Here is a 23,507-nt window from a genome sequence, read left to right as displayed (position 1 = left end):
CCGGGTCCGCTGTCCTGGAAGCAGGACAAGTCCCGGGCGTGAGGTCCCGAGGTCGGGCGGGGGGGGGGGGGGGGCCCCCCCCCGGCCCCCCCCGGGGGGGGCGGGCCCCCCCCCCCCCCCCCGCGCCGGGGTCAGGAGGACTCAGGCCTCGTGGCGGCCGGTGCCGCGCCGGCGGACACGAGGGCCCGCAGTTCCGGGGCCATCGTGGCGCTGTGCGGCTCGCGCCGCAGCTCGCGGAGCAGGCCGACGACCATGCCGACCATGACGAACAGGAACGGCAGCGCGGCGAGGATGGTCAGCGACTGCAGGGCGGACAGTCCGCCGGCGAGCAGCAGCACCGCGGCCACCAGGCCGGTCAGGACGCCCCACATTGAGACGAGCCAGGCCTTCGGCTCCAGGCTGCCGCGCGAGGAGAGCGTACCCATCACCACCGAGGCGGCGTCGGCGCCGCTGACGAAGAAGAGCGCCACCAGCACCATGACCAGGATCGCGGTGACGGTGAAGAACGGGAACTCCCGCAGGACCGCGAAGAGCGCCGCCTCCGGGCTCTCCTTCACCGCGGCCGACAGGTCGGTGCCGTTGAGTTGCAGGTTGACGGCGGTACCGCCGAACACCGAGAACCAGACGAAGCTGACGAGGCTCGGGATGGCCACCACACCGAGGACGAACTGGCGGATGGTGCGGCCCTTGGAGATGCGGGCGATGAAGGCGCCGACGAACGGGGTCCAGGAGATCCACCACGCCCAGTAGAAGATGGTCCAGCCCGCCATCCACTGCTCGCCGCCGAAGGCGCCGGTGCGGAAGCTCATCGGGATGAGGTCGTAGAGGTACCCGCCGGTCGACGCGGTGAGCGTGTTGAGGACGAAGACCGTCGGGCCCACCACGAGCAGGAAGAACATCAGCGCCACCGCGAGCACCATGTTGGTGTTCGACAGGAACTGGATGCCCCGCTTGACGCCCGTGACGGCGGAGACCACGAACGCCACGGTGAGCACCGCGATGATGCCGATCGCCAGTGGGGTGGACTTCGGCACGTCCCAGAGGTTCGTCAGGCCGCTGTTGATCTGCAGGGCGCCCAGCCCGAGGGAGACGGCCGACCCGAACAGCGTCGCGAAGATCGCGAAGATGTCGATGGCCCGGCCGGGTCCCCGGTTGGCGCGCTCCCCGATGAGCGGGAAGAAGGCGCTGCTGATCAGGCCGCGCCGACCCTTGCGGAAGGTGAAGTAGGCCAGCGCGAGGCCCACCACGGCGTAGATCGCCCACGGGTGCAGCGCCCAGTGGAAGAAGGAGTACTCCATGGCCACCCGCGCGGCCTGCGGGGAGTTCGGTTCGTTGAGGCCACGCGGCGGGGTCGCCAGGTGCGACAGCGGCTCGGCGGCGCCCCAGAACATCAGGCCGATGCCCATGCCGGCGCTGAACATCATCGCCACCCAGGAGACGGTGGAGAACTCGGGCTCGTCGTCGTCGCGGCCGAGCTTGATCCGGCCGTACCGGCTGAACGCCAGCCAGATCGACAGCACCACGAAGCCGGTGCTGGCCAGCACGAAGACCCAGCCGAACGACCGGACCACCCAGTCGAGCGCGGTGTCGGTGACCGAGGCGAGGTTGTCGGTGGCGACGATGCCCCACGCGACGAAGAGAACGGTCACCGCGGCGGCGACGCCCAGCACCGTCCGGTCGATGCCCTGCGCGGGGCGGCCAGGCTCAGGTGGTGCGTCGCCCGGCGGGGTGTTGTCGTCGGTTGCCGGACCTGTCGCGGACACGGTCATGGTCTGTGGACCTCCGTGGGCGGCCCGGCCCGCGGGCCGTGTTCCCGGCTCCGCGCGCACCGGTCGGCCCGCATGTCGGGTTGTCCCGCGCCCCGTCCGGGGCCCGGAAACTCGGAAAGTTGTCGCCGCCGGTGCCGACGTCGTTCCGGCGGGCGTACGGGTCCGCCGAGGCTCGGCGGCCACGGACGTCGGCGACGACCGGCGATCACTCTCGGCGTCAATGTTGGAGGCGACCCTGCGGTCTCATGACAGTCCGGTGACAAAACCGGCGGGGCGGCACGGGTAGCGGACGTTCGCGTCCGGCGCAAGCCGCGTCGGGGCCGCGATCGCTCCGTGCGGCGCGAGGGCCTGGCCGCGCAGGAACTGGCGCACCTGCGGCCGCACGCTGAGTAGCCGTACTCAGGCCCGAGCGTGACAGTTGCGGAAGTCTGACTCCATGATTCCGGTCGATGACGTGGAGTGCCACGGGTCAGGGGCATCGACGAGGCGACGGTCTCCCGTTCGGCCGCAGTCGCCGGCCGGGCCCCGGGTCAGGTCCGTCGTCGTCCGCCTGGCCCGGCAGGCGAACATCATGAGCGCGGCCCGGGCCGCCCGGCGCCGCGATCGCGTGTACGAGGCCGTCACGCTGACTCTCGCGGTGGTGCTCCTGCCGGTGGCGTTCGTCGTCGCGCGCGGCCGGGCGAAGCACGTGGCCTGCCAGTGGGCACTGGCGACGCGATTTCCGGCCGAGGACCTGACCGGCCTGACGCCCGCCACGCGCGCGGCCTTCGAGGCCGCCCGGGCGCAGGCCCTGTGGCGCGACGGTGAGTTGATCGGGCTCACGTCCGGGCACCGGACCGCCGAGGAGCAGGCACGCCTGTTCGCCGAGGCGGTCCGGTGCGCCGGGTCCCCGCAGGCGGCCCGGCTGCGGGTACTGCCGCCGCACGAGTCGCGGCACGTCGCGGGCACGGCCCTCGACGTACGGCCCGCCGAGGGCGCGCGCTGGTTGGAGACGTACGGCGCGCGCCACCATCTGCATCGGGTGTACGACAACGAGTGGTGGCACTTCGAGTACCGACCCGGTCGCCGTCCCGAGCGGCTGCCCCACCCGGGTGCCTCGACGCCCCCGGCCGTGGCCCCCGCCTGGCCGTCGCGACTGGTGCGGCTGACCGACAGGTGGTGACGGCGGCCCGCCGAGCGGGCACAGTGAAGCGGTGACCACCGACATCCGTACCCCCCTGGCCCGCTACGCCGACCGCCTGCACGCCGTGATCGGCGACGGGCACCACGTCGCCTCCCCGCTCGGCGCGTGGCTGCTGCTGGCGCTCGCCGCACCGGCCGCCACCGGCCCGACCCGCGCGGCGCTGGAGGAGGTGCTCGGCACCGACGTGGAGACCGCCGCCACGGCCGCCGGCGCCCTGCTGGCGGCGCCGCACCCGCTGGTGCCCTCGGCGACCGCGTTCTGGCACCGGCCCGGCATCGGGACGCACGGGCTTGACGGGTGGCGTGCCGCCCTGCCCGCGTCGACCGCGACCGGGGCCCTGCCCGACCAGGCGGAGCTCGACGCGTGGGCCCGCGAGCACACGCTCGGCCTCGTCGAGGGGTTCCCGCTGAAGGTCTCGCCGCGGGTGCTGCTGGTGCTGGCAAGCGCCCTGGCCACCCGGGTCTCGTGGGCGGCCCCGTTCGAGGTGGCGCCGGCCGGCGCGCTCGGGCCCGGCAGCGCCTGGGCCGGCGGGCTGCACCGGGTGCTGCGCAGCCCGGAGTACGGCCACCGCTGCTGGATCGCCGACACCGCGCGGGCCGGCACCGTCGCCGTGCACGCCGCCCCCGCCCAGCCGGCGCGGGCCGACGGCGGCGGGGCCGGGCTGCTGGTGGTCTCCGTCGTCGCGGCACCCGACGTGCCGGCCGGGGACGTCCTCGCGGCGGCCCAGGAGCTGGCGACGGCCGTCGCCGACACGCCGGAGCATGAGCTGCCCGCACAGCGGCGTTCCCTGTTCGACGTGCCGCTGGGTGAGGGCCCGCTCTGGACGCTGCGCGAGGAGCCGACCCACACGTACGCGCCGGACGGCCGGGAGGAGCGGGTGACGGCGGTGCTGCCCTGCTGGTCGGCCCGCAGCCGGCACGAGCTGACCGCCCCCGGGCTGGGCTTCCCCGCCGTCGCCGGGGTGTTCGGCGAGTTGCTGGACTCGCCGGGGCTCGAGTTCGAGGCGGCCCAGGCGGCGACGGCAAGCTACGGCCGGTACGGCTTCGAGGCGGCGGCCGTCACCGGCTTCGCCTCGGCGGTCAGCCTGCCGCCGGAGGGGGTGGCCCGGGTGGCCGAGTTGCGCTTCGGCCACCCGTACGCCGTGGTCGCGGTCGCCACCGACAGCCGGGCCGGTGGCACGACCGGCCCGTGGCACGGCCTGCCGGTCTTCTCCGCCTGGGTCGCGAACCCGGAGGAGCTGCCGGAGACCGACGTCGCCGACCGGTAGGCGTCACCTGCCGTTGGCCGCCACGGGGTCGTGCGGCTCGGCCATCGCGACGGCGATCTTGCGAGGGCCGGTGAACGGCTCCCGGCCGTGCGCGGCGGTCATGTTGTCCACGACCAGCACGTCGTCGCGCCGATAGTCGAAGCGGACGCTGGCCGCCCGGTACGCGGCCCGCAGGTGGTCCATGACGTCGGCGGGTATCTCGCCGCCGTCGCCGTAGTAGGTGTTGGCCGGCAGCCCGTCGGTGCCGAACATGGCCAGCAGCCCCTCCTGGAGGTCCTTGGCGAGGGTGCTCACGTGGAAGAACGTGGCGTGGTTGAACCAGCGCGGGGTGTCCGAGCCGGGCCGGTGGTGCACGACGTCGCGCACCGCGCGGGTACGCAGCCCGTCGGCGCCCCGCCACTCCAGCGCGATCCGGTTCGCCGCCGCGTACGCCTCGACCTCGGCGCGGTCGTCGGTGCCTAAGACGTGCTGCCACGGGGTGCCGAAGTCACCGTGGAAGTTGCGCACCAGCATCCAGCGGCGGCGGACGAACTCCTCGCGTACCGCCGGATCGATCTCGGCGTACACCCGGCGGACGTCGGCCAGTGGGGTGGCGCCCCGCGTCTGCGGCGGGGTCAGGCAGTAGAAGAACAACGTCAACGGCCAGCGGGCCTGGTACGAGTTCTCGTTGTGCAGGAAGATCTCCTCGTCCGGCGGGTAGTCGGTCGAGGTGTAGACCCGGCCGGCGATGGCGTGCCGGGGTGACGACCGCTCGGTGTAGACCAGCGGCTCGCCGGAGAGCGCCCGTACCGCCCGGTCGAAGCCCTCGACGCCGCCGACGTCGAACCCGCGGAACAGCAGCCCGCCGTGCTCGACCAGGCCCGCCCGCAGCTCCGCGCGGCGGGCGGCGATCAGCTCGGTCAGCTCACGGCCGTCGTTCTCGACGACGATCGGCAGCGTGGCGATCCGGTCACTCATGCTCTCGCTCCTGTCGTCGCCCGCCGTCGCGGGCGGCCGCGGAACAGCGGGATGGCGGCCCGGACGGCGGCCGTGGCGGGCGGCTCACCCCTGGTGGCGGGTGGCCGCGTCGGTACGGGCGGCGGTGAGGTCCGCCCGGATCACGGCGAGCAGGTCGGGCAGCCGCTCGTTGAGGAAGAAGTGCCCACCGTCGATCTCGTGCAGGGTGAAGCCGGCGGCGGTGTGCTCCCGCCAGCCGGCGCTGTGCTCCCGCTGGACGGTGTCGTCGCCGCGCCCGCTGAACGCCACGATCGGCATCGGCAGCGGCTCCTCAGGGGTGTAGCGGTAGTCGTCCACCCGGGCGAGGTCGGCGCGCAGCAGGGGCAGCAGCAGCTCGACCAGCTCCGGGTAGTCCAGCAGCCCGGCCGGCAGTCCGCCGCCGGCCGCCAGGCGACGCAGCAGTTCGTCGTCGTCCACCCGGGACAGCCCGTCGAAGTGGCTGGGCGCGCTGACGTGCGGGGCGCGGGCACCGCCGACGTAGAGCCGCAGCGGCAGCGGACGCCCGGTGCGGCGCAGCTCGCGGACGACCTCGAAGGCGACCCGGCCGCCCATCGAGTGGCCGTAGATGGCGTACGGGCCACGGATCCGCTCGGCGATGGCGTGCGCGACGTCGACGACCTTGAACACCGGGCTCTCGCTGATCCGGTTCTCGCGGCCGGGCAGTTGCACCGGCAGCACCTCGACGTCGGGGCCAAGCTCGTCCTGCCAGCGCCGGTAGACGGTCGCGCCCCCGCCCGCGTAGGGCAGGCAGAAGAGTTGGACCGGCGCAGGGTGCCAGCCGCCGGCGGAGAGGAACCAGGTCACCGCGCGCCTTTCGTCGAGAGGGGCCGTTCCGGTGCCGCTGGCGCCGGAACGGGTGGTGGGTCGCTCCGGCGCGCCGGAGCGACCCGAGGTGCGGCGCCCTCCGAGGCATCGGCGGGCCGACCGCGATCGGGCCGACCGCCATGCTCCAGGAGGGGCCTCATGATCTGCCTATACCTTCGGGTCGGAAGCAGCATAAGGCTCGATGCCCGCCGCGAGGATCCGCGGGGCGGGCCGCCGCGACGGTACGTGGGCGGTGGCGGGGTGGCCGGTCAGGCGTCGTCCGGCCGGGGTATCGGTTGGGTCATGCCGTCGAAGTCCCGGGGCAGCCGGGCCACCATGTCGCGGAACTCGTCGACGGTGACCGCCTCCCGCAGGGTGGCGAAGACGGCACCGGTTCCCGCCCGGGCGGTGGCCTCGTCCGTCCCGGCCCGCTCCCCCACCCGACGCACGAAGTCCGCCGGACCGGGGGCGCCGGGCGGGCCGTCGCCGGCACCGGCCCCCACGAGATAGCCGTCGAGTTCGTCGGGGAGGTAACCGGCCGCACCGCCGCTCATCCGTTCCACCATGGTCTGCAACACGGCGCGGGCGATCGTGGCGGCCTGGGCGGTGGGTAGTCCGGCGCGGCGGGACACCGCGTCGACGAAGAGGGGGAACCGCACGGCAGCCTCCTGTCGTCAGCGGCCCCACGCTTACCCGCACCCGACACCGGCAAACGACCCCGCCGGACGGGCGGGTCCAGGTGCGGGGCCGTCGACGGACGTCGTACCCGCCGGCTGCCCGGGGACGACGACCCGGCCGGGATCAGCCGGCCGGGTCGTCGGCGAGGACGTCGAGCAGCAGCGCGGCCGTCCAGCCGAACGCCGGTGAGCCCAGCCCGGCCCCGGTGTCCGGGTGGAAGTACTCGTGGCAGCCGGAGCGGGCCACCAGCTCGATCATCGAGTCGCGCAGGCCGGCCGCCAGGTCCGGGCGGCCGTGGCGCAGCAGCCCCCGGCGCACCAGCCAGTTGACGTTCATCCAGCTCGGCCCGCGCCAGTAGCGCAGCGGCTCGAAGTCCGGCGCGGTGCGGTCGTGGCTGGGCAGCGGCCGGTCCATCCGGGCGGCCAGCCCGAAGCGCGGCGAGCAGGCCTCGGCGACCAGCGCCGACACCTGCCGCGCGGGCAGGTCGGGTAGGACCAGCGGGGCGAGGCCGAGCACCGTCCGGGCCGGCACGAGGCGGTCGGCGCGCAGGTCCCGGGGGTGGAAGGTGCCCGTCGTCGGGTCGTACAGCCGGCGCACCAGGGCCTCGGTGATCCGCGCGGCGCGCTCCCGGTGCGGGCCGGCATCGGCGCCGACCAGCGGCGCGATCCGGGCGAGGGCGTGCTCGGCGGCGCCCATGGCGGCGTTGACCAGCGGGCACTCCACCAGGAACGGGTGCCGGCCGGCGAGGTCGTCGTCGCGGTAGCGGCGCTCGCGGTAGGACGCCACGATCGCGACGTAGCGCGCGTAGTCGAGGTCCGTGGGTCGGTGCGCGGCGTCGGCGTGCGCGGTGTCGTGCCGGCGGTACGCGCCCATGACGGCCGCGTCGGCGGGCACCGCCGCCATCGGCGCGTCCCAGGCGGGGCTGTTGTCCAGCCCGGACTCCCACGGGTGGACGATGCAGGCCAGCCCGCCCCCGCCGACGTCCCGGCGGGTGGCGAGGTAGCGCTGCTGGGCCACCAGCCGGGGATAGAGCCGGCGCAGCGCCGCCCGCCCGGCCTCGGAGGGGCACCGCCGGTACGCGAACCAGGCGGCGGGCGCGTGCACGGGCGGCTGGATCAGCCCGGAGGTGGCGGCCGCCGGGGCGCCCTCGGCGAGCCCCGACTCCCAGAACTCCGGGCCCGGGAAGTACGAGCCGACGCGCAGGGCCGGGTTGAACACGATGTGCGGCACCCGCCCGTCGACCCACTGGGCGCGGAACAGGCTGGCCAGCTCGCACCAGGCGCGCTCGGGGCGGACGTGGGACCAGCCGATGGCGATGAACGCCGAGTCCCAGCTCCACTGGTGCGGGTAGAGGGTGCGCGAGGGCACCGTGTGGTCGTGTTCCCAGTTGGCGTCGAGGGTGGCGACGGCGAGGCGGCGCAGGGCTCCGGCATCCCGGGCCCCGGCGTCGGCGGTGTGCGGGCCGCCGGCGGTCCCGGTGCTCACGCCGCCGCCTGTCGGGGCTGGGCGTGACGCAGCACGGCGGCGGCCTGGTGCAGGGCGCGTACGGGGTCGCCGCGCAGCCGGCACTCCAGTGCCAGCCAGCCCCGGTAGTCGAGCTCCAGCAGGGTGCGGAGCAGCGCCGGCCAGTCGAGGTGCCCGGCGCCGGGCTGGTAGCGGTTGGAGTCGCTGACCTGCACGTGCCCGAGGTACGGGGCGGCGGCGCGCAGCGCCCGGTGCACGTCGTCCTCCTCGATGTTCATGTGGAAGGTGTCCGCCACCACCCGCACCGTGGGCAGCCCGACAGCCGCGCAGAGGGCGACCGCGTCGGCGAGCCGGTTGACCATGTGGTCCTCGTACCGGTTGAGCGGTTCCAGGAAGAGGGTGACCCCCTCGGCGCGGGCGTGCTCCCCCAGCTCGCCCAGGGCGTCGACGAGCACCTGCCGGTCGGCGGCGGGTGAGCGGGGCGGCTCGAACGGCGGCAGCCGCCGGGAGAACATCCCCCACGCGGCCGGGGTCATCGCGCCGACGCCGCCCAGCTCGGCGATCACGGAGAGCTGGGAGCGCAGGTTGCGTACGGCGTCGCGGGAGCGCTCGGGGTCGAAGTCGCCGATGAAGTGGTCCATCTCCACGCAGACGGTGGGCATGACCACCCCGGCGGCGCGGGCCCGGCGCAGCTCGGGCAGCCGGCGGGCGAGGCCGAGGTCGCCGGAGCCGCGCAGCTCGATCGCGTCGTAGCCGAGCGCGGTGGCGAGCGCGTACTTCTGGATCAGGTCGGTGCCCGGCAGGAGCTGTTCCTGGCAGGCCAGGGGAATCGTCATGGGAACCTCAGCACCACTTGGAGGGCGTCCGCGTCACCGCGGTCGAGCAGCGCCAGCGCGTCGGCCACCGCGCTCGCGTCGACGACGTGGCTCACGAGCGGCAGCGGGTCGACGCTGCCCTCGGCCACCAGGTCCATGAAGGTGTGTGCGACACGGGCCCCGGTCCACCGGCCGGCCATGCCGGGCGCCGGGGTCGACCCGGAGACCTGGGCCGCCACCAGCTGGATCCGGTTGTGGTGGAACTCCTCACCCAGGCCGAGCCCGTCGGCCTGTCCCTGGTAGAAGCCGGCGGCCACGACGCGACCGGCGTGGGCGGTGGAGCGGATCGCCTCGTGCAGCGCCGGGTACGCCCCGGACAGTTCCAGGCAGACGTCCGCGCCCCGGCCGCCGGTGGCGCGGCGCAGCACGGCCGCGGCGGACTCGGCGCCCGCGTCGACGACGATCCGGGCGCCGAGTCGGCCGGCGTGCGCCAGCCGGGTGGGCACCCGGTCGACGGCGACCACGCGTGCGCCGGAGAGGGCGGCGAGCCGGGTGGCGAGCAGCCCGATGACGCCTTGGCCGAAGACCGCGACCCAGTCGCCCAGGTGCAGGTCGCCGGCGAGCACGGCGGTGAGGGCGATCGCCCCCGGGCGGGCGAAGACCGCCGCGAGGGGGTCCAGCCCGGCGGGCAGCGGATGCACCGTGTCGGCGGGCACGACGGCCTCGGCGCGGTGCCCCCAGATGCCCCAGACGACCTGCCCGGCCCGGCGGTCGGCCACGTCGGGCGCGACCTCGACGATCTCGCCGACCTCCTCGTAGCCGAAGCCCACCAGCGGGTACGGCACGGCGGTCTGCCGGGGCACGAACATCCGGCTGACGTCGTCCCAGTCCTTGCTCAGCCGGGGGTTGCTGCCCCGGTAGAGGGTGAGTTCCGTGCCGGCCGAGATGCCGGAGTAGCAGGTGCGGACGCGGACCCGGCCGGGGCCGAGCGGGTCCGGGGGGCAGGGCTCGAGGCTGATCCGTCGGGGCCCGGCGAGTGAGACAACCCAGTTGACCATGAGTCACATCCCGGTAGCACTGGGCTCCATCGTAGGCAATAAATCGGCATATGTCTTGTAATTGATCAATCGAAGGGGTTGAATCCCTTGTATACCCTTCGAGAGGAGTGCCACCGATGTCAGCACCTCCGATGCGGATCCTCGCCGCCACCCTGATCATGGCAGTCACCGGGGCCAGCCTGCTGGGCTGCGGCGACGAACAATCCGACAGCAACAGCAGGAAGATCACCGTGTGGAGCCTGGAGGACGTGGCCGACCGGGTCACCGCCACCAAGGCGATCATCGCGGACTTCACCGCCAGCACCGGGATCGCCGTCGACCTGGTCACCGTCAACGAGGACCAGTTCCCCGCCCTGATCGCCACCAGCGCCGCCGCCGGGGAACTGCCCGACGTGGTCGGTTCGGTGTCGCTCGCCGGCGTGCGCACCCTCGCCGGCAACGAACTGCTGCACTCCTCGGCGAACGCGGAGGTCGTCGAGAAGCTCGGCCGGCAGACCTTCTCGCCGCGGGCCCTGGAGCTGACCGCGGACGACGGCAGGCAGCTCGCCGTGCCCAGCGACGGCTGGGGCCAGCTGCTCGTCTACCGCAAGGACCTGTTCGCCGCCGCCGGGCTGCCCGCCCCCGACACGTACGAGAGGATCGCCGCCGCCGCGACGAGGCTCCACGCCGGCGGCGTCGCGGGCGTCACCGCCGCCACCGCCCCCGGCGACGTGTTCACCCAGCAGACCTTCGAACACCTCGCGCTGGCCAACAACTGCCAGCTCACCGACGACTCCGGGGCCGTGAAACTGGACTCCCCGGAGTGCGTCGAGGCGTTCCGGTTCTACGGCGACCTGATGCGCACCAGCTCGGTCAGGGGCGCGCAGGACGTCGACACCACCCGGGCCACCTACTTCGCCGGCAAGGCGGCCATGCTGGTCTGGTCGCCGTTCATCCTCGACGAGCTGGCCGGCCTGCGCGACGACGCCAGGCCGACCTGCCCGCAGTGCCAGGCCGACCCGGCGTTCCTCGCGAAGAACAGCGGCTTCGTCACCGCGATCAAGGGCCCGAACGGCGCCGAACCCGCCCAGTACGGCGAGATCAGCTCCTGGGCCGTGCTCGACGGCGCCGCCGCCGACCCGGCGAGGTCCTTCGTGGAGCACATGCTCGGCGACGGCTACCCGCGCTGGTTCGGCATGTCCCCCGAGGGGCGCTTCCCCGTCCGCAAGGGCACCGCGCAGGAGCCGGAGAAGTTCCTCACCGCCTGGAACACCAGCCAGGCCGGCGTCGACACCAGGAAGCCGCTCGCCGAGGTCTACGGCGACGAGGTGCTCGCGGCCCTGCGCCGCAGCCCCGACACCTTCCAGCGGTGGGGCCTCACCCAGGGCCAGGGCAAGCTCGTCGGCGCGATCCTCGGCGAGCTGCCGGTGCCCAAGGCCCTGAACGACGTGGTCGCCGGCAAGACCGACGCCGCCGCGGCCGCCGGACGGGCGAAGAAGGACGTGGAGGCGATCAAGGCGGGCGTCAATTGACCACCGCCCCACCGGACACCGGCCGCTCCCCCGCCCGGGAGCGGCCGGCCCCGGCCCGCCGCCGCAGACCACTGACCCTGCGCCGCCGCGAGTCCCGCGCCGGGCTCGCGCTGGTCGCCCCGACCCTGCTCGTCGTGGTCGCCGTGATCGGCATCCCCATCGTCTGGACCGTCGTGCTGGCCTTCCAGCGGGTACGCCTGGCGACGCTGCGGCGTACCGGGCTGTTCGGCGAGTTCACGATGGACAACGTCGAGCGGGTGCTGAACACCCCCGGCTTCGCCGACACGCTGTGGACCACGCTGGTCTACGCCGTGGCCAGCACCGCCGGCTCGATCGTGCTCGGGCTGGTGGCGGCGCTGGTCGTACGCCGGCCGTTCCGGGGTCGCACCCTGGTACGCGCGTCGATGCTGCTGCCGTACGTGGCGCCGGTCGTCGCGGTCACCTTCGTCTGGCAGGTGATGCTCGACCCGCAGCTCGGCATCGTCAACGACTGGGGCCGGCGGTTCCTCGGCTGGGACACCCCGGTGCCGTTCCTGTCCCAGGAGTCGACCGCCCTGGCCACCGTCGTCGCCTTCGAGGCGTGGCGCTACTTCCCCTTCGCGTTCCTGTTCCTGCTCGCCCGGCTCCAGGCGGTGCCGGGGGAACTGGAGGAGGCGGCCCGGGTCGACGGGGCCACGCCCACCCAGCGGTTCCGGCACATCCTGCTGCCGCAGCTGCTGCCGGTGATCGGCCTGCTGGGGGTGCTGCGCTTCATCATGACGTTCAACAAGTTCGACGACGTCTACCTGCTCACCGGCGGGGCCGCCGGCACCGAGGTGGTCAGCGTCCGGGTCTACGAGTTCCTGACCGCGCGTACGGACATCGGCGCGGCGGCGGCGCAGGCGGTCGTGCTCGCCGTGGTGCTCATCGTGTTCGTGGTGGTGTACCTGCGCTTCTTCGGCGGACGGAGGGACGGCTGATGGACCGGGACCGGATCGAGACGGTGGGCCTGCGCTGGCTGCGCCGGCTGGTGATCGCCGCGTTCCTGCTGGTCACCGTCTTTCCCTTCTACTACATGCTGGTGCTCTCGGTGCGCCCCATCGAGCGACTGCTGCTCGACCCCGGCTCGCTGGTGGTGGGGCTGGGCGAGCTGACCTTCGACACGTACGCCGAGGTGGTCAGGGCCGTCGACGACGGCGGCCAGGGTTTCCTGACCTTCATGCGCAACAGCGGCCTGGTCGCCGTCGCGGCGACGCTGCTGACGCTGGCCGTGGCGATCCCCGGCGCGTACGCGGTCGCCCGGCTGCGGTTCTTCGGCCGGCGGCAGGTCGACTTCCTCTTCCTGGCGGTCTACCTGTTCCCGTCGATCGTCATCGCCATCCCGCTCTTCGTGGTCTTCACCCGGGCCGGGCTGCGCGGCTCGCTGCTCGGCCTGGTGCTGGTCTACATCTCGCAGACCCTGCCGGTCTCGGTCTACATGCTGCGCAACTACTTCGAGACGATCCCGGTCAGCCTGGAGGAGTCGGCCGCGATCGACGGCGCCGGGCGGCTCGGCATCATCCGCCGGGTCAGCCTCCCCCTCGCGGCGCCGTCCATCATGGCCGTCGCCCTGTACGACTTCATGATCGCCTGGAACGAGTTCCTGTTCGCCCTGCTGTTCCTGGTCGACAAGCCGCACCGGTGGACGGTGTCGCTGGGGTTGGCGCAGCTCGCGGACGGCGTCGAGGTGCCCAAGACGGTGCTGATGGCCGGCTCGGTGATCCTCACCCTGCCCATCGTGATCCTCTTCTTCGCCAGCGAGCGCCTGCTCACCGAGGGGCTCACCAGCGGCGCGGAGAAGGGCTGAGGCGGCGGGCGGGGTTGCCGCGCGGTGGGCGCTGACCGAGGATGTGCCGGGTGGATGCCTCCCCCGGCGCGGTCCCCGACGACCCGCCCACGGCTGCCCCGCCCGAGGTCGGGATGCGGCTGCGCGACGTGGAGCCGGGCGACCTCGACGCGTACGTGCGGATGCGCTGCGATCCGGCCGTGATGGCGGAGCTGGGCGGCCCGCAGCCGCGTGAGCGCGTACCCACCCAGCTCCGGCGTGACCTCGAGACCGTCCGGGACGGTAGCGCCTGGATCAAGATGATCGTCCCTGGCGACTCCGCGCAGGTGGCGGGGACGGTGACGGTGTACTCGCACGGGGGCGTCTCCGAGATCGGCTGGATGGTCGTGCCGGAGTTCCAGGGCAGGGGCCTGGCGGGCAGAGCCGTCCGCGCGGTGCTCGCCCTGGCCCGGGCCGACGGCCGGTGGGGCCTCATCCACGCCTTCCCCGCCACGACCAACGCCGCGTCGAACGCCATCTGCCGATCGGCCGGCTTCGCCCTCGTTGGCGAGGAGCAGACGGAGTTCGCCGGACGCCTCTTCCGCACCAACCACTGGGTTGTCGATCCGTCGGCCGGCGCTGCCGGCTCGTCGGCGGGAGGCCCGGGCGGCGACGTCCCGCCGGCCTGAGCAGCCACGGCTTCCCCGGCCCACGGCACCGGCAGGGCATTGCCCGCCCGCCCCACCCCCGGGGCAACGCCCGTCCGCCCCGCCCCCCGGGGAGCACCGGGGACCCGGCTACGGTGGCGGCATGGCAAACCCGACCCGTTGGCAGACCGAGACCGGTCCGGAGCACTCGCAGTGGTACATCGACCGGTTCCGCCGGCTGGCCGCCGAAGGGGCCGACCTGGCCGGCGAGGCCCGCCTGCTGGACGCGCTGGTCGCACCCGGGTCCCGGATCCTCGACGCCGGCTGCGGCACCGGCCGGGTGGGCGCGGCGCTGGCCGCCCGGGGCCACACGGTGATCGGGGTGGACGCCGACCCGGCGCTGGTGGAGGCCGCCCGCACCGACCACCCGGGCCCGCGCTGGCTCGTCGCCGACCTGGCCGAGCTGGACCTGGCGGCGGCCGGCGAGCCGGAGCCGTTCGACGCGGCGGTCGTGGCCGGGAACGTGCTGGCCTTCGTCGCCCCCGACACCGAGCGGGAGGTGCTGCGCCGCGTCGCCGCCCACCTGCGCCCCGACGGCGTACTGGCGGTCGGCTTCGGCACCGACCGGGGCTACCCGCTGACCGGGTTCGACGCCGACGCGGTGGCCGCCGGCCTGCGGCTGGAGCACCGCTTCGCCACCTGGGACCTGCGCCCGTGGCGCGACGACGCCGACTTCGCCGTCACCGTGCTGCGCCGCCCCGCCGCCTGAGCCCGCCCGACCGGTTCGCCCTCGCCGTGGCCATCGAAGGTCGCGGCGGGGCTCCGGCAACGGCACCGGCCCGGTCGGCGGCGCGACTCCGGCGGAGGCACGGCACCGGCCCGGCCGGTGGCGCGCTCAGGCGGGGGCGGCGACGACCCGCGCGGCGGCCGGGTCGAGCGTGGCGCCGGCGGGCACCAGGGCGACCAGGCTGGCCGGCAGCCGCACCGGCCGCACGTCGCGGTAGCCGAGCGTGCCCAGCACCTCGCCGCCGGCGAGGACGTAGCGTCGGCCCAGGTCGGTGACCACGGAGACCGCGCCGCCGGTCGCACCGGGCGCCGCGACCGCCTCGACCACCGCGCCACGGCCCGGCTCCACCACGACGTGGTCGGCGCGCACCCCACCCCCGGCCGCCGGGACGGTGCGCGGCGCGGCGGCGAGGTCGGGCAGCCGTACGCCGAGCCGGACCTCCGTGACGCCGCCGTCGTCGCCCACCCGGGCGCAGAGCCCCGCCCCGTCGGAGGCGGCCAGCCGGGGCGGCCCGGTCGGCGGGGCCGTGGGCCCCGTCGGGGCCAGGTCGGGCAGCTTGGGCAGCGCCGCGAACCGCCCGAGCGTGATCGGCTCCGGCTCGCCCTGGCCGGTGCGGGCCAGCAGCAGGCCGGCCTGCAACTCGGTGATGCCGGCCAGGCCGTCCCGCAGCGCGACGGCGTACTGCCGGCCACCGCCGGAGTTGCGCACCAGGTAGACGTCGCCGATCCGCGCCCCGGACACCCGCGCGGAGCGCTCCCCCTCGGCCGGCAGGGCGAGCGGGGCGAGGTCGGCGCCGGCGGGCAGGCTGTTGAGCAGGGCCGGGGCCGCCGGGACCGCCCGGGCCCGGGTGGCCGCCAGGGCGGCCAGCACCCGGTTGGTGTCGCGCACCAGGTAGCGGCGCTGGTGCCAGACGAGGTGCAGCCCGCCGTCGGGGTGGCGCAGCAGCAGCGCGTCCTCGCCGAGGGCCCGGCCGCCACCGGCGGTCACGCCGATCAGCAGCGCCGAGCGGGGCGTCGTCCGGTCGGCCTCGCCGGCGGCGGAGCAGACCGTCCACGGCGCGGTGGAGAGCCGGTCCCTGGCGGGCAGCGAGTCGGGGGCGTCGGCGATGCCCAGCGGCAGCCCGCGCGGCACCCCGTCGATGGCGCGACGGGAGACGAGCACCGTCTTCGGCCGCTCGGCACCGATGATCAGCAGGGCCGAGGCGTAGTTGAGCACCGGGTGCAGCTTCTCCTCCCGGTAGACGAACCGGGCCCCGGACTCCTTCTCCACGATCACCGCGCCCGGGTCGCGCCACGTGCTGCCGCCCCCGGTGAAGAGGCCGTAGAGGGCGAAGCCGCCCAGGCCGATGGCCGCGACCAGCACGCTGGCCAGGCCGGCGCCCGCGAGCCGCCGGAACGGCGACTGCGCCGGGTCGGTCTCCCGCATCACCAGGGCGGCGACGGCCCGCTGGACGGTGAACTGGTACGAGTGCAGCTGGTCCTGCCGCGACGGCATCGCATCCCTTCCGATGGGCGGTCGGGGCACAGGATAAGCGTTGCGTCGATGCCCCGAGGCCCCTGCGTCGCGGCACCGGGATTCCCGGTGCCGGGCCCCGCCGGAGCGACCAGGATCACCGCGCGGACGCGGACGCCTCTCGCCTGAGGGGATAGCATGGGCACGTACGGGTACCCCCCGGGGTATGCCGGGAGAGAGCGAGGAGGCGCGTGGTGAAGCTGCGACCCGAGATGACGAGCGAGGCCCTGACCCGCCTGAAGCGGGCCCGGGGTCAGCTCAACGCGGTCATCGAGATGATGGAGACCGGCCAGGACTGCCGCGAGGCGCTGACCCAGCTCGCGGCGGTGTCGAAGGCGATCGACCGGGCCGGCTTCAAGATCATCGCCTCCGGCATGCGGCACTGCACCGCCGCCCGCGAGCGGGGCGACTCCCCGGAGATGACCGAGGAGGAGCTGGAGAAGCTCTTCCTCGCCCTCGCCTGACCACCACCGGAAGAAACGCACCGCACACGTTGCGTGACAGCGACGTGTGCGGGTAGACAGATTGCACACGTCACCACCCCCGACGTGTGTCCGCCGCATACCCCCCGGGGTATCTGATCCCACAAGGAGCACGGCAATGGCAGTTGAGGTGTCCGTCATCGCGACGTCCTCGCTCGGCGACCGCAGCTACCTGGCCTCCGACGGCACGGTGGCGATCGTGGTCGACCCGCAGCGCGACATCGACCGGATCCTGTACCTCGCGGGCGAGAAGGGCGTACGCGTCACCCACGTGGTGGAGACCCACATCCACAACGACTACGTCTCCGGCGGCCTGGAGCTGGCCCGGCTGACCGGGGCCCGCTATTTCGTCGCCGCGGACGACGAGGTCGACTTCGACCGGACGCCGGTCGCCGACGGCGACACCGTGCCCGTCTCCGGCGCGCTGCGGCTGCGGGTGCTCGCCACGCCGGGACACACGTTCCACCACCTGTCGTACGTGCTCGAGGAGGCCGACGACTCCGGCTGGCGCCCGGTCGGCGTCTTCACCGGCGGCTCGCTGCTCTTCGGCACCACCGGGCGCACCGACCTGCTCGGCGGGGAGCACGCCCACGAACTCGCCCACCACCAGCACGCCTCGGCCCGGCGCCTGGCCGACCTGCTGCCCGACGGCGCCGAGGTGTGGCCGACCCACGGCTTCGGCAGCTTCTGCTCCGCCAGCCAGGCCGACGCGCCCGAGTCGACGATCGGCCGGGAGAGGCGGGCGAACCCCGTGCTGCGACTCGCCGCCGACGAGTTCGTCACCGAGACCCTCGCCGGGCTCGACGCCTACCCTGCGTACTACGCCCACATGGGGGTGGCGAACCTCGCCGGCCCGGCGCCGGTGGACCTCACCCCGGTCGCCCGGGCCGACGCCGCCGCGCTGCGGGAGCGGATCGCCGCCGGCCAGTGGGTCGTCGACCTGCGCCACCGCAAGGCGTACGCCACGTCGCACCTGGCGGGCACGGTCGCCCTCGGACTCGACGGCCCGATGTCGACCTGGCTCGGCTGGCTCATCGACTGGGGCGCACCGCTCACCCTGCTGGCGGAGACCGAGGAACAGGTCGCCGACGCCCAGCGCGAACTGGTGCGCATCGGCATCGACCGGCCGGCCGCCCAGGCCACCGGCGACCCCGACCGGTGGTCCACCGGGCCGGGACAGCTCCGCGAGCTGCGGATGGCCGACTTCCCCGCGCTGGCCGCCGCCCGGGCCGGCGACACCCCGGCGGGGCTGCCCGCCCCGGACGTGGTGCTCGACGTCCGGATGACCAACGAGTGGACCGCGGGTCACGTCGAGGGCGCCGTGCACGTACCCCTGCCCGACCTGCCCGGGCGCCTCGCCGAGCTGCCCGCCGGCACCGTCTGGGTGCACTGCGGCTCCGGCTACCGGGCCACCGCCGCCGCCTCGCTGCTGGCCAACGCGGGCCGCGAGGTCGTCGTGATCGACGACAAGTTCGGCCGGGCCGAAGCCGCCGGGGTCGCCATGAGCCCCGGCGACGCCTGACCGACCCCGCACCGCCGACCCCTGCGTACGCGCCGGGCCGCCACCGGTCGTCCGCACGGCCCTGTGCGCCCGCCGCCGAGCGGCGCCGGGCCGGTTCACCCTGCCCTTCCACGGGCGATCGAGCACTGAACGAGGAGAGATGACCACTTCACCGGGCGCCCCGCCCACCCTCGACGCCGCCACGCTGCGCGAGCTGATCGACTCCGGCCGCGCTCCGCGCATGCTGGACGTGCGCACCCCCGCGGAGTTCGGGACGGCCCACGTACCCGGCACCTACAACGTGCCGCTCGACGTGCTCAGGGAGCACCGCGAGGAGCTGCGGCGGCACCTCGACGAGACGGTGGTGCTCATCTGCCGCTCCGGGGCCCGCGCCACCCGGGCCGGGCAGGCCCTCGCTGACGTCGGGCTGCCCGACCTCAGGATCCTCGACGGCGGGATGACCGCGTGGCAGGCCGCCGAGGGACCGGTCCGACGGGGCACGCCCCGCTGGGAGCTGGAGCGACAGGTACGCCTCGTCGCCGGCTCGATCGTCCTGCTCAGCGTCCTCGGTTCGGTGTTCGTACCCGGCCTGAAGTGGGTCGCCGGCCTCATCGGCGCCGGCCTCACCTTCGCCGCCGTCACCGACACCTGCGCGATGGGCATGCTGCTCGGCAGGCTCCCCTACAACCGCGGCGCGAGCTGCGACGTGGAGACCATCATCGGTCGACTGGGAGACCACCCGACGCCCCGGCCCCTGCCGTGACCGGCAGCCTCGCGCTGACCGTCGCGCTGGCCGTCCTCATCGGGGTGAGCCTCGGCCTGCTCGGCGGTGGCGGGTCCATCCTCGCCGTGCCGCTGCTGGTCTACGTGGCCGACCTGCCGGCCCGCGAGGCGATCGCCACCTCGCTGCTCGTCGTCGGGGTGACCAGTGCCGTCGGCGCGCTGCCGCACGCCCGGGCCGGCCGGGTCCGGTGGCGCACCGGCCTGCTCTTCGGTGCCGCGGGCATGGCCGGCGCGTACGGCGGCGGACGCCTCGCCGCGTTCGTTCCGCCCGCCGTCCTGCTCGCCGGCTTCGCCGTCATGATGATCGCCACCGCGACGGCCATGCTTCGGGGCCGGCACGACGGCCCCGGGCGGCAGCGGCGTGAGCTGCCCGTGGCGCGGGTGCTCCTCGACGGCGTCGTGGTCGGGCTGGTCACCGGGCTGGTCGGCGCGGGCGGCGGGTTCCTGGTGGTGCCGGCCCTCGCGCTGCTGGGCGGCCTGCCGATGCCGGTCGCCGTCGGCACCTCCCTCGTGGTCATCGCGATGAAGTCGTTCGCCGGGCTGGCCGGCTACCTGTCCACCGTCGACATCGACCCGGGCCTGGCCACCGCCGTCACCGCCGCGGCCGTGCTCGGCAGCCTGGCCGGCGGCCGGCTGGCCGGACGCGTCCGCGAGGACGTGCTGCGCCGGGCGTTCGGCTGGTTCGTCGCGGCGATGGGCGTGTCCGTCCTGGCCGGGCAACTGCCCGCACAGCTGCGGACGGACCCCCTGCTGTGGGCCGTCGCCCTGGTGACAGCGGCGACGGCGGCTACGGCGGTCGCGGTCGTGCGGCGCCGCCGCCGCTTCGGCCGACCCGACCACCGGGACCGGCCCGACCATCGGAGCCCACCCGACCGGCGGGACCGGCCCGACCATCAGAGCCCACCCGACCGGCGGGACCGGCCCGACCATCAAAGGCCACCCGACCAACGGGACCGGCCCGACCATCAGAGCCCACCCGAGCGTCGGGACCGGCCCGACCGGACGTAGCGGGATCGGTCCATCGGACAGGCAGACCCGGCTGCCTCGGCCCTGACGCGCACCTGCTTGTCCTGCGGCTCGGGCACCGACTCCATCCGCAGCGCCCGTTCCGTCAGGTGCAGCCGTCCGGCCAGCATGTCCGCCACCGCGCGCCCCATGCCCGGCCCCCGGTCGGGTGGCCCTCGACGGGTGGGCATACCCGGCCGGGCGAAAGGAATGGCGTGCCGGCCGCCGGGGCCCGGGGCGGCGGCGGGTAGCATCCGGGCCCGTGGGCGTGCGATTCGAGGAACTGGCCTGGCGGGAGACCCCGATCGGCCTCATCAGCCTGCGCCGGCGCCGCGACCCGGCGCTCGACGTCGAGGTGTACGAGGTCAAGCTCGACGACGAGTACCTGATGTCCAGCCTCTTCCCCGTCGCGGAGATCGAGCTGGCCCGGCTGGGCCTGGCTCCCCTGTCCAGGGAGGGGCTCGACGTGGTCGTCGGCGGCCTCGGCCTCGGCTACACCGCCCGCACCGTGCTCGCCGACGAGCGGGTCGGCTCGCTGCTGGTGGTGGAGGCGATCGAGGACGTCATCGACTGGCACCGCCGGGAGCTGCTGCCCTTCGCCGCCGGGCTGGCCGCCGACCCGCGTACCCGGTTCGTGCGGGCCGACTTCTTCGCCGCGGTGGCCGACGGCACCGGCTTCGACCCGCAGGAGCCGGGGCGTCGGTTCCACGCCGTGCTGCTCGACGTGGACCACTCGCCACGCAACGTGCTGCACCCCGGCCACGCCCCCTTCTACACCCCCGAGGGCCTGCGCCGGCTCGCCGCGCACCTGCACCCCGACGGGGTGTTCGCCCTCTGGTCGGACGATCCGCCCGATGCCGACTTCGAGGCCGTCCTCGCCGAGGTGTTCCGCACCGCGCGGGCGCACGTCGTCCCGTTCGCCAACCCGCTGACCGGCGGGCAGTCGGCCAACACCGTCTACGTCGCCCAGCGCTGACGCGGTCACCGGACGCCCCGGACGGGCGGCGACCGGAACGCTGCGCCGCCTGAGCGAGAGCCGCGGAAACGGACGGCCCCGCTGCCCCACCCGACGAAGGCCCACCGAACTGAACATCGGGACACCGCGCCTGCTCGGAACGGACGTTGCCGCCCGCACCGCCGACATCCACTCGCGATCTTGGACAGTTGTCGTTACGCGGGAACGACAACTGTCCAAGATCCACCCTGTCGGCCGGCAGCGGAGCGGCCGCGCCGGACGGCCCCGGCGGTGGCGACCGTGCCGGGCCCCCTCGGACGCCAGTCAGTCGAGTGGTCGGCGGACCGTCGCGGAAGATGTCGGCGGACCGTCGCGGAGGATATCCGCGGACCGTCGCGGAGGATATCCGCGGACCGTCGCGGAGGATATCCGCGGACCGTCGCGGAGGATGTCGGCGGACAATCGCGGAGGATATCCGCGGACCGTCGCGGAGGATATCCGCGGACCGTCGCGGACCTCCGGGCGTGCTCCCGTACCGCCGGCTTCCGGGCGGCGCTGGACGCGGTGCCGGCCGACGCGACGGCCCGGACCACGACGGTGAGGTCAGCGAAAATGGTCCGTCACCGGCGTGCCGCGCGGACTTCGCCCGTCGCGGCGGCATGGCCGGGTGCGGGCCGGGAAGGCAGCGGGCCAGGCCGCGCCGCGCGGCCGGAGTCACGGGAGGTGGACATGCGGGCCATGCTCTGGGCCGTCGGCGTCGTCGCCGGCGCGCTCATCCTGCTCGGGCTGCTGCTGGAGGCGGTCCGCTGGCTGGTGATCATCGGCGTGGTGGCGCTGGTCGCGGTCGTCGTCATGGGGGTGGTCAAGGGCCGGCGGGCGGTGCGCCATTCCGCCGGGCACCGCTGACGTCGAGCGCGGCGGCCAACTCCTCGTCGTAGGTCGCGAGCGGGCGCCCGTCGGCCGCATAGGCGACCAGCCGGCCGTGGGCCATGGTCGCCGACCGGAACGAGAACGTCCGGGGGCCCGGGTAGGGCGCGAGCAGCGGAATGACCCGGGGCGGGCCACCGGGGGCGGAGTGGTATTCCAGCCGGGTGACGGCGGGCGACACCACCCCGTTGACGCGGACCTTGGTCTTCTCCCTGCGGGTGCCGAAGGTGACCGGCGCGTCCGTGCCGTACGCGGCGCACTGCGCCGGGCCCCGGCAGACGAAGAAGTAGCGCGGGTTGGCGACGTCGGAGAGCGCGTACGCCTTGAAGGTCGGATCGGCGCCGGCGGGCAGCGGCTGCACGGCGAAGAACGCCACGGCCAGCGCGGCGGTCGTGCCCACCCGCAGCCAGCCCCGCCCCGCCGGGGTCCGTCGGCCCGCGCTGGCCGCGGCCAGCGCCGCCCCGCCAAACCCGGCGAGGCAGAGCACACCGACGCCGAGGGCCCGGGCGTTCTCGAGGAGGAACTGCACCCCGGACGTGGTCGAGACCGGCCTGAGCGCCACCCCCAGCGAGACCACCATGGTCACCAGCAGGGCGCCGCCGGCGACCCGCCGGGCGACCCCGTCGGCCCCGATCAGCAGCATCGCCGCCAACACCGGCCAGATCTGGTGGTGCGTCCAGGACACGGGGGACGCGGCGACGGTCGCGCAGCCGACGAGCACGGCGGCGTGGCCGGGGCGCCCGTGTGCCGCCAGGTGCCGTGCCCGCAGCAGGGCCACCGCGCAGACGACGGCCACCAGAGCCGCCCAGAGCAGCGGGAGCAACGCCTGGTCGAGGCCGAGGCGCAGCAGCATGCCGTGCACCGACTGGTTGCCCAGCGAGGCCAGGTTGCCGATCCGGGACGTGTTACGCACCGCCTCGGTCCAGTACGTCCAGCTCTCCGCCGGGAGAACCACCGCGCCCAGCGCGGCGCAGGCCAGGAACGTGACGACGGCCCGCCCGGCGTCCCGGTAGCGGCCCGTGACGAGGAAGTAGACCACGAACAGCAGCGGGGTCAGTTTGATCGCGGCGGCCACCCCGACGAGCACGCCCCGCAGCCGGGCCGGGGGGACGCCCATGCCGTCGAGCAGCGCGAGCAGCACGATGAAGACGCTGACCTGGCCGAAGCGCAGGTTGCTCTGCACCGGCGCGGAGAGCATCAGGGCGCAGGCGACGGCCGGCACGACCAGGTGCCGCCGGGGCCCGCCGACCAGCACGCGGCCGACCGGCACCGCGATGGCGACCACCGCGAGGCAGGTCAGCGCCAGCCAGGCCCCCTGCACGACCCCCTCGGCGACGGCCGCGACCGGCCAGAGCACGAGCGCGGCGAACGGCGGGTAGGTGAAGGGGCCGCCGTTCTCGGCGGCGAACTCGTACAGCGGCCGACCGGCCTGCAGGTGCAGCAGTGCGCCACGATAGATGTGCAGGTCGGAGAGGCGGTCGGGGCGGAGCGTGACGAGCGCCGACGACCCGGCGGCGAGCAGGACGAACACCGACCACAGCGCCACGACCCGTCGATCCCGCACCGTCGGAGTCTACGGC

Annotated in this window: 22 protein-coding genes; 13 read left to right on the top strand and 9 right to left on the bottom strand. The window is 74.7% G+C overall.

Annotation, left to right across the window (positions count from 1 at the left end):
• Positions 1 to 131: 131 nt before the first annotated feature.
• On the bottom strand, positions 132 to 1,769 hold the full coding sequence (locus ACPXCB_RS25845) for a BCCT family transporter (protein WP_425878219.1): 1,638 nt from the start codon (positions 1,767 to 1,769) through the stop codon (positions 132 to 134).
• Positions 1,770 to 2,340: 571 nt separating this feature from the next.
• Between ACPXCB_RS25845 and ACPXCB_RS25840 the strand changes: the two genes are divergently transcribed.
• Positions 2,341 to 2,931: a D-alanyl-D-alanine carboxypeptidase family protein gene (locus ACPXCB_RS25840; RefSeq protein ID WP_425878217.1), complete on the top strand. Its 591-nt coding sequence runs from the start codon at positions 2,341 to 2,343 to the stop codon at positions 2,929 to 2,931.
• A 31-nt stretch (positions 2,932 to 2,962) separates the two neighbouring features.
• A complete protein-coding gene (locus tag ACPXCB_RS25835; protein ID WP_425878215.1) occupies positions 2,963 to 4,219 on the top strand; it encodes a hypothetical protein in 1,257 nt (418 codons plus the stop codon).
• Positions 4,220 to 4,222: 3 nt separating this feature from the next.
• On the opposite strand, the gene ACPXCB_RS25830 is transcribed toward ACPXCB_RS25835, so the two are convergent.
• The 6 genes from ACPXCB_RS25830 to ACPXCB_RS25805 form a co-directional block, all read right to left on the bottom strand.
• Positions 4,223 to 5,176, bottom strand: coding sequence for a TauD/TfdA family dioxygenase (locus tag ACPXCB_RS25830; protein ID WP_425878214.1), 954 nt, complete (start codon positions 5,174 to 5,176; stop codon positions 4,223 to 4,225).
• 84 nt (positions 5,177 to 5,260) lie between these two features.
• Positions 5,261 to 6,019 carry a thioesterase II family protein gene (locus ACPXCB_RS25825; RefSeq protein ID WP_425878213.1) on the bottom strand — a complete coding sequence of 253 codons (759 nt, stop codon included), beginning with the start codon at positions 6,017 to 6,019 and terminating at the stop codon, positions 5,261 to 5,263.
• A gap of 269 nt (positions 6,020 to 6,288) precedes the next feature.
• Positions 6,289 to 6,678: a DUF2267 domain-containing protein gene (locus ACPXCB_RS25820; RefSeq protein ID WP_425878211.1), complete on the bottom strand. Its 390-nt coding sequence runs from the start codon at positions 6,676 to 6,678 to the stop codon at positions 6,289 to 6,291.
• Positions 6,679 to 6,820: 142 nt separating this feature from the next.
• Complete coding sequence (locus ACPXCB_RS25815; protein ID WP_425878210.1) at positions 6,821 to 8,182, bottom strand: MGH1-like glycoside hydrolase domain-containing protein; 1,362 nt, start codon at positions 8,180 to 8,182, stop codon at positions 6,821 to 6,823.
• Positions 8,179 to 8,997, bottom strand: coding sequence for a sugar phosphate isomerase/epimerase family protein (locus tag ACPXCB_RS25810; RefSeq protein ID WP_425878208.1), 819 nt, complete (start codon positions 8,995 to 8,997; stop codon positions 8,179 to 8,181). Before ACPXCB_RS25810 ends, ACPXCB_RS25815 begins: the two co-directional genes overlap by 4 nt.
• Positions 8,994 to 10,034 (bottom strand): zinc-binding dehydrogenase, encoded by a 1,041-nt coding sequence (locus ACPXCB_RS25805; protein ID WP_425878206.1) that lies wholly within the window; start codon positions 10,032 to 10,034, stop codon positions 8,994 to 8,996. The genes ACPXCB_RS25810 and ACPXCB_RS25805 overlap by 4 nt, the downstream gene beginning before the upstream one ends.
• Before the next feature lie 116 nt (positions 10,035 to 10,150).
• On the opposite strand from ACPXCB_RS25805, the gene ACPXCB_RS25800 reads away from it, so the two are divergent.
• The 5 genes from ACPXCB_RS25800 (at position 10,151) to ACPXCB_RS25780 (ending at position 14,744) form a co-directional block, all read left to right on the top strand.
• Positions 10,151 to 11,545, top strand: a complete 1,395-nt coding sequence (locus ACPXCB_RS25800) for an ABC transporter substrate-binding protein (protein WP_425878205.1) — start codon at positions 10,151 to 10,153, stop codon at positions 11,543 to 11,545.
• Positions 11,542 to 12,504: a carbohydrate ABC transporter permease gene (locus ACPXCB_RS25795; protein WP_151454691.1), complete on the top strand. Its 963-nt coding sequence runs from the start codon at positions 11,542 to 11,544 to the stop codon at positions 12,502 to 12,504. Before ACPXCB_RS25800 ends, ACPXCB_RS25795 begins: the two co-directional genes overlap by 4 nt.
• Positions 12,504 to 13,370, top strand: coding sequence for a carbohydrate ABC transporter permease (locus ACPXCB_RS25790; RefSeq protein ID WP_425878203.1), 867 nt, complete (start codon positions 12,504 to 12,506; stop codon positions 13,368 to 13,370). Before ACPXCB_RS25795 ends, ACPXCB_RS25790 begins: the two co-directional genes overlap by 1 nt.
• Positions 13,371 to 13,420: 50 nt before the next feature.
• Complete coding sequence (locus ACPXCB_RS25785) at positions 13,421 to 14,017, top strand: GNAT family N-acetyltransferase (protein WP_425878201.1); 597 nt, start codon at positions 13,421 to 13,423, stop codon at positions 14,015 to 14,017.
• Between the two features lie 121 nt (positions 14,018 to 14,138).
• Entirely contained in the window at positions 14,139 to 14,744 is a 606-nt protein-coding gene (locus tag ACPXCB_RS25780; RefSeq protein WP_425878199.1) for a class I SAM-dependent methyltransferase, read from the top strand.
• 126 nt (positions 14,745 to 14,870) lie between these two features.
• Here the strand turns inward: ACPXCB_RS25780 and eccB are convergent, their stop codons facing one another.
• Positions 14,871 to 16,256, bottom strand: a complete 1,386-nt coding sequence (gene eccB / locus ACPXCB_RS25775; protein ID WP_425878197.1) for a type VII secretion protein EccB — start codon at positions 16,254 to 16,256, stop codon at positions 14,871 to 14,873.
• A 212-nt stretch (positions 16,257 to 16,468) separates the two neighbouring features.
• Between eccB and ACPXCB_RS25770 the strand changes: the two genes are divergently transcribed.
• The 6 genes from ACPXCB_RS25770 (at position 16,469) to ACPXCB_RS25745 (ending at position 21,906) form a co-directional block, all read left to right on the top strand.
• Positions 16,469 to 16,738: a metal-sensitive transcriptional regulator gene (locus ACPXCB_RS25770; protein WP_089000744.1), complete on the top strand. Its 270-nt coding sequence runs from the start codon at positions 16,469 to 16,471 to the stop codon at positions 16,736 to 16,738.
• A gap of 136 nt (positions 16,739 to 16,874) precedes the next feature.
• A complete protein-coding gene (locus ACPXCB_RS25765) occupies positions 16,875 to 18,278 on the top strand; it encodes an MBL fold metallo-hydrolase (RefSeq protein WP_425878196.1) in 1,404 nt (467 codons plus the stop codon).
• Positions 18,279 to 18,417: 139 nt separating this feature from the next.
• On the top strand, positions 18,418 to 19,020 hold the full coding sequence (locus ACPXCB_RS25760; RefSeq protein ID WP_425878195.1) for a rhodanese-like domain-containing protein: 603 nt from the start codon (positions 18,418 to 18,420) through the stop codon (positions 19,018 to 19,020).
• Complete coding sequence (locus ACPXCB_RS25755) at positions 19,017 to 20,048, top strand: TSUP family transporter (protein ID WP_425878193.1); 1,032 nt, start codon at positions 19,017 to 19,019, stop codon at positions 20,046 to 20,048. The genes ACPXCB_RS25760 and ACPXCB_RS25755 overlap by 4 nt, the downstream gene beginning before the upstream one ends.
• Before the next feature lie 259 nt (positions 20,049 to 20,307).
• Positions 20,308 to 21,021, top strand: a complete 714-nt coding sequence (locus ACPXCB_RS25750) for a spermidine synthase (protein WP_425878192.1) — start codon at positions 20,308 to 20,310, stop codon at positions 21,019 to 21,021.
• Positions 21,022 to 21,729: 708 nt separating this feature from the next.
• Entirely contained in the window at positions 21,730 to 21,906 is a 177-nt protein-coding gene (locus ACPXCB_RS25745) for a hypothetical protein (RefSeq protein WP_192581396.1), read from the top strand.
• Here ACPXCB_RS25745 and ACPXCB_RS25740 read toward each other — a convergent pair.
• Positions 21,863 to 23,491: a glycosyltransferase 87 family protein gene (locus ACPXCB_RS25740; RefSeq protein ID WP_425878190.1), complete on the bottom strand. Its 1,629-nt coding sequence runs from the start codon at positions 23,489 to 23,491 to the stop codon at positions 21,863 to 21,865. The genes ACPXCB_RS25745 and ACPXCB_RS25740 overlap by 44 nt on opposite strands.
• Positions 23,492 to 23,507 lie beyond the last annotated feature (16 nt).

Source organism: Micromonospora sp. DT62, from assembly GCF_049847285.1.
Lineage (GTDB): Bacteria > Actinomycetota > Actinomycetes > Mycobacteriales > Micromonosporaceae > Micromonospora > Micromonospora reichwaldensis.
This window is presented reverse-complemented; position numbering and strand designations above follow the sequence as displayed.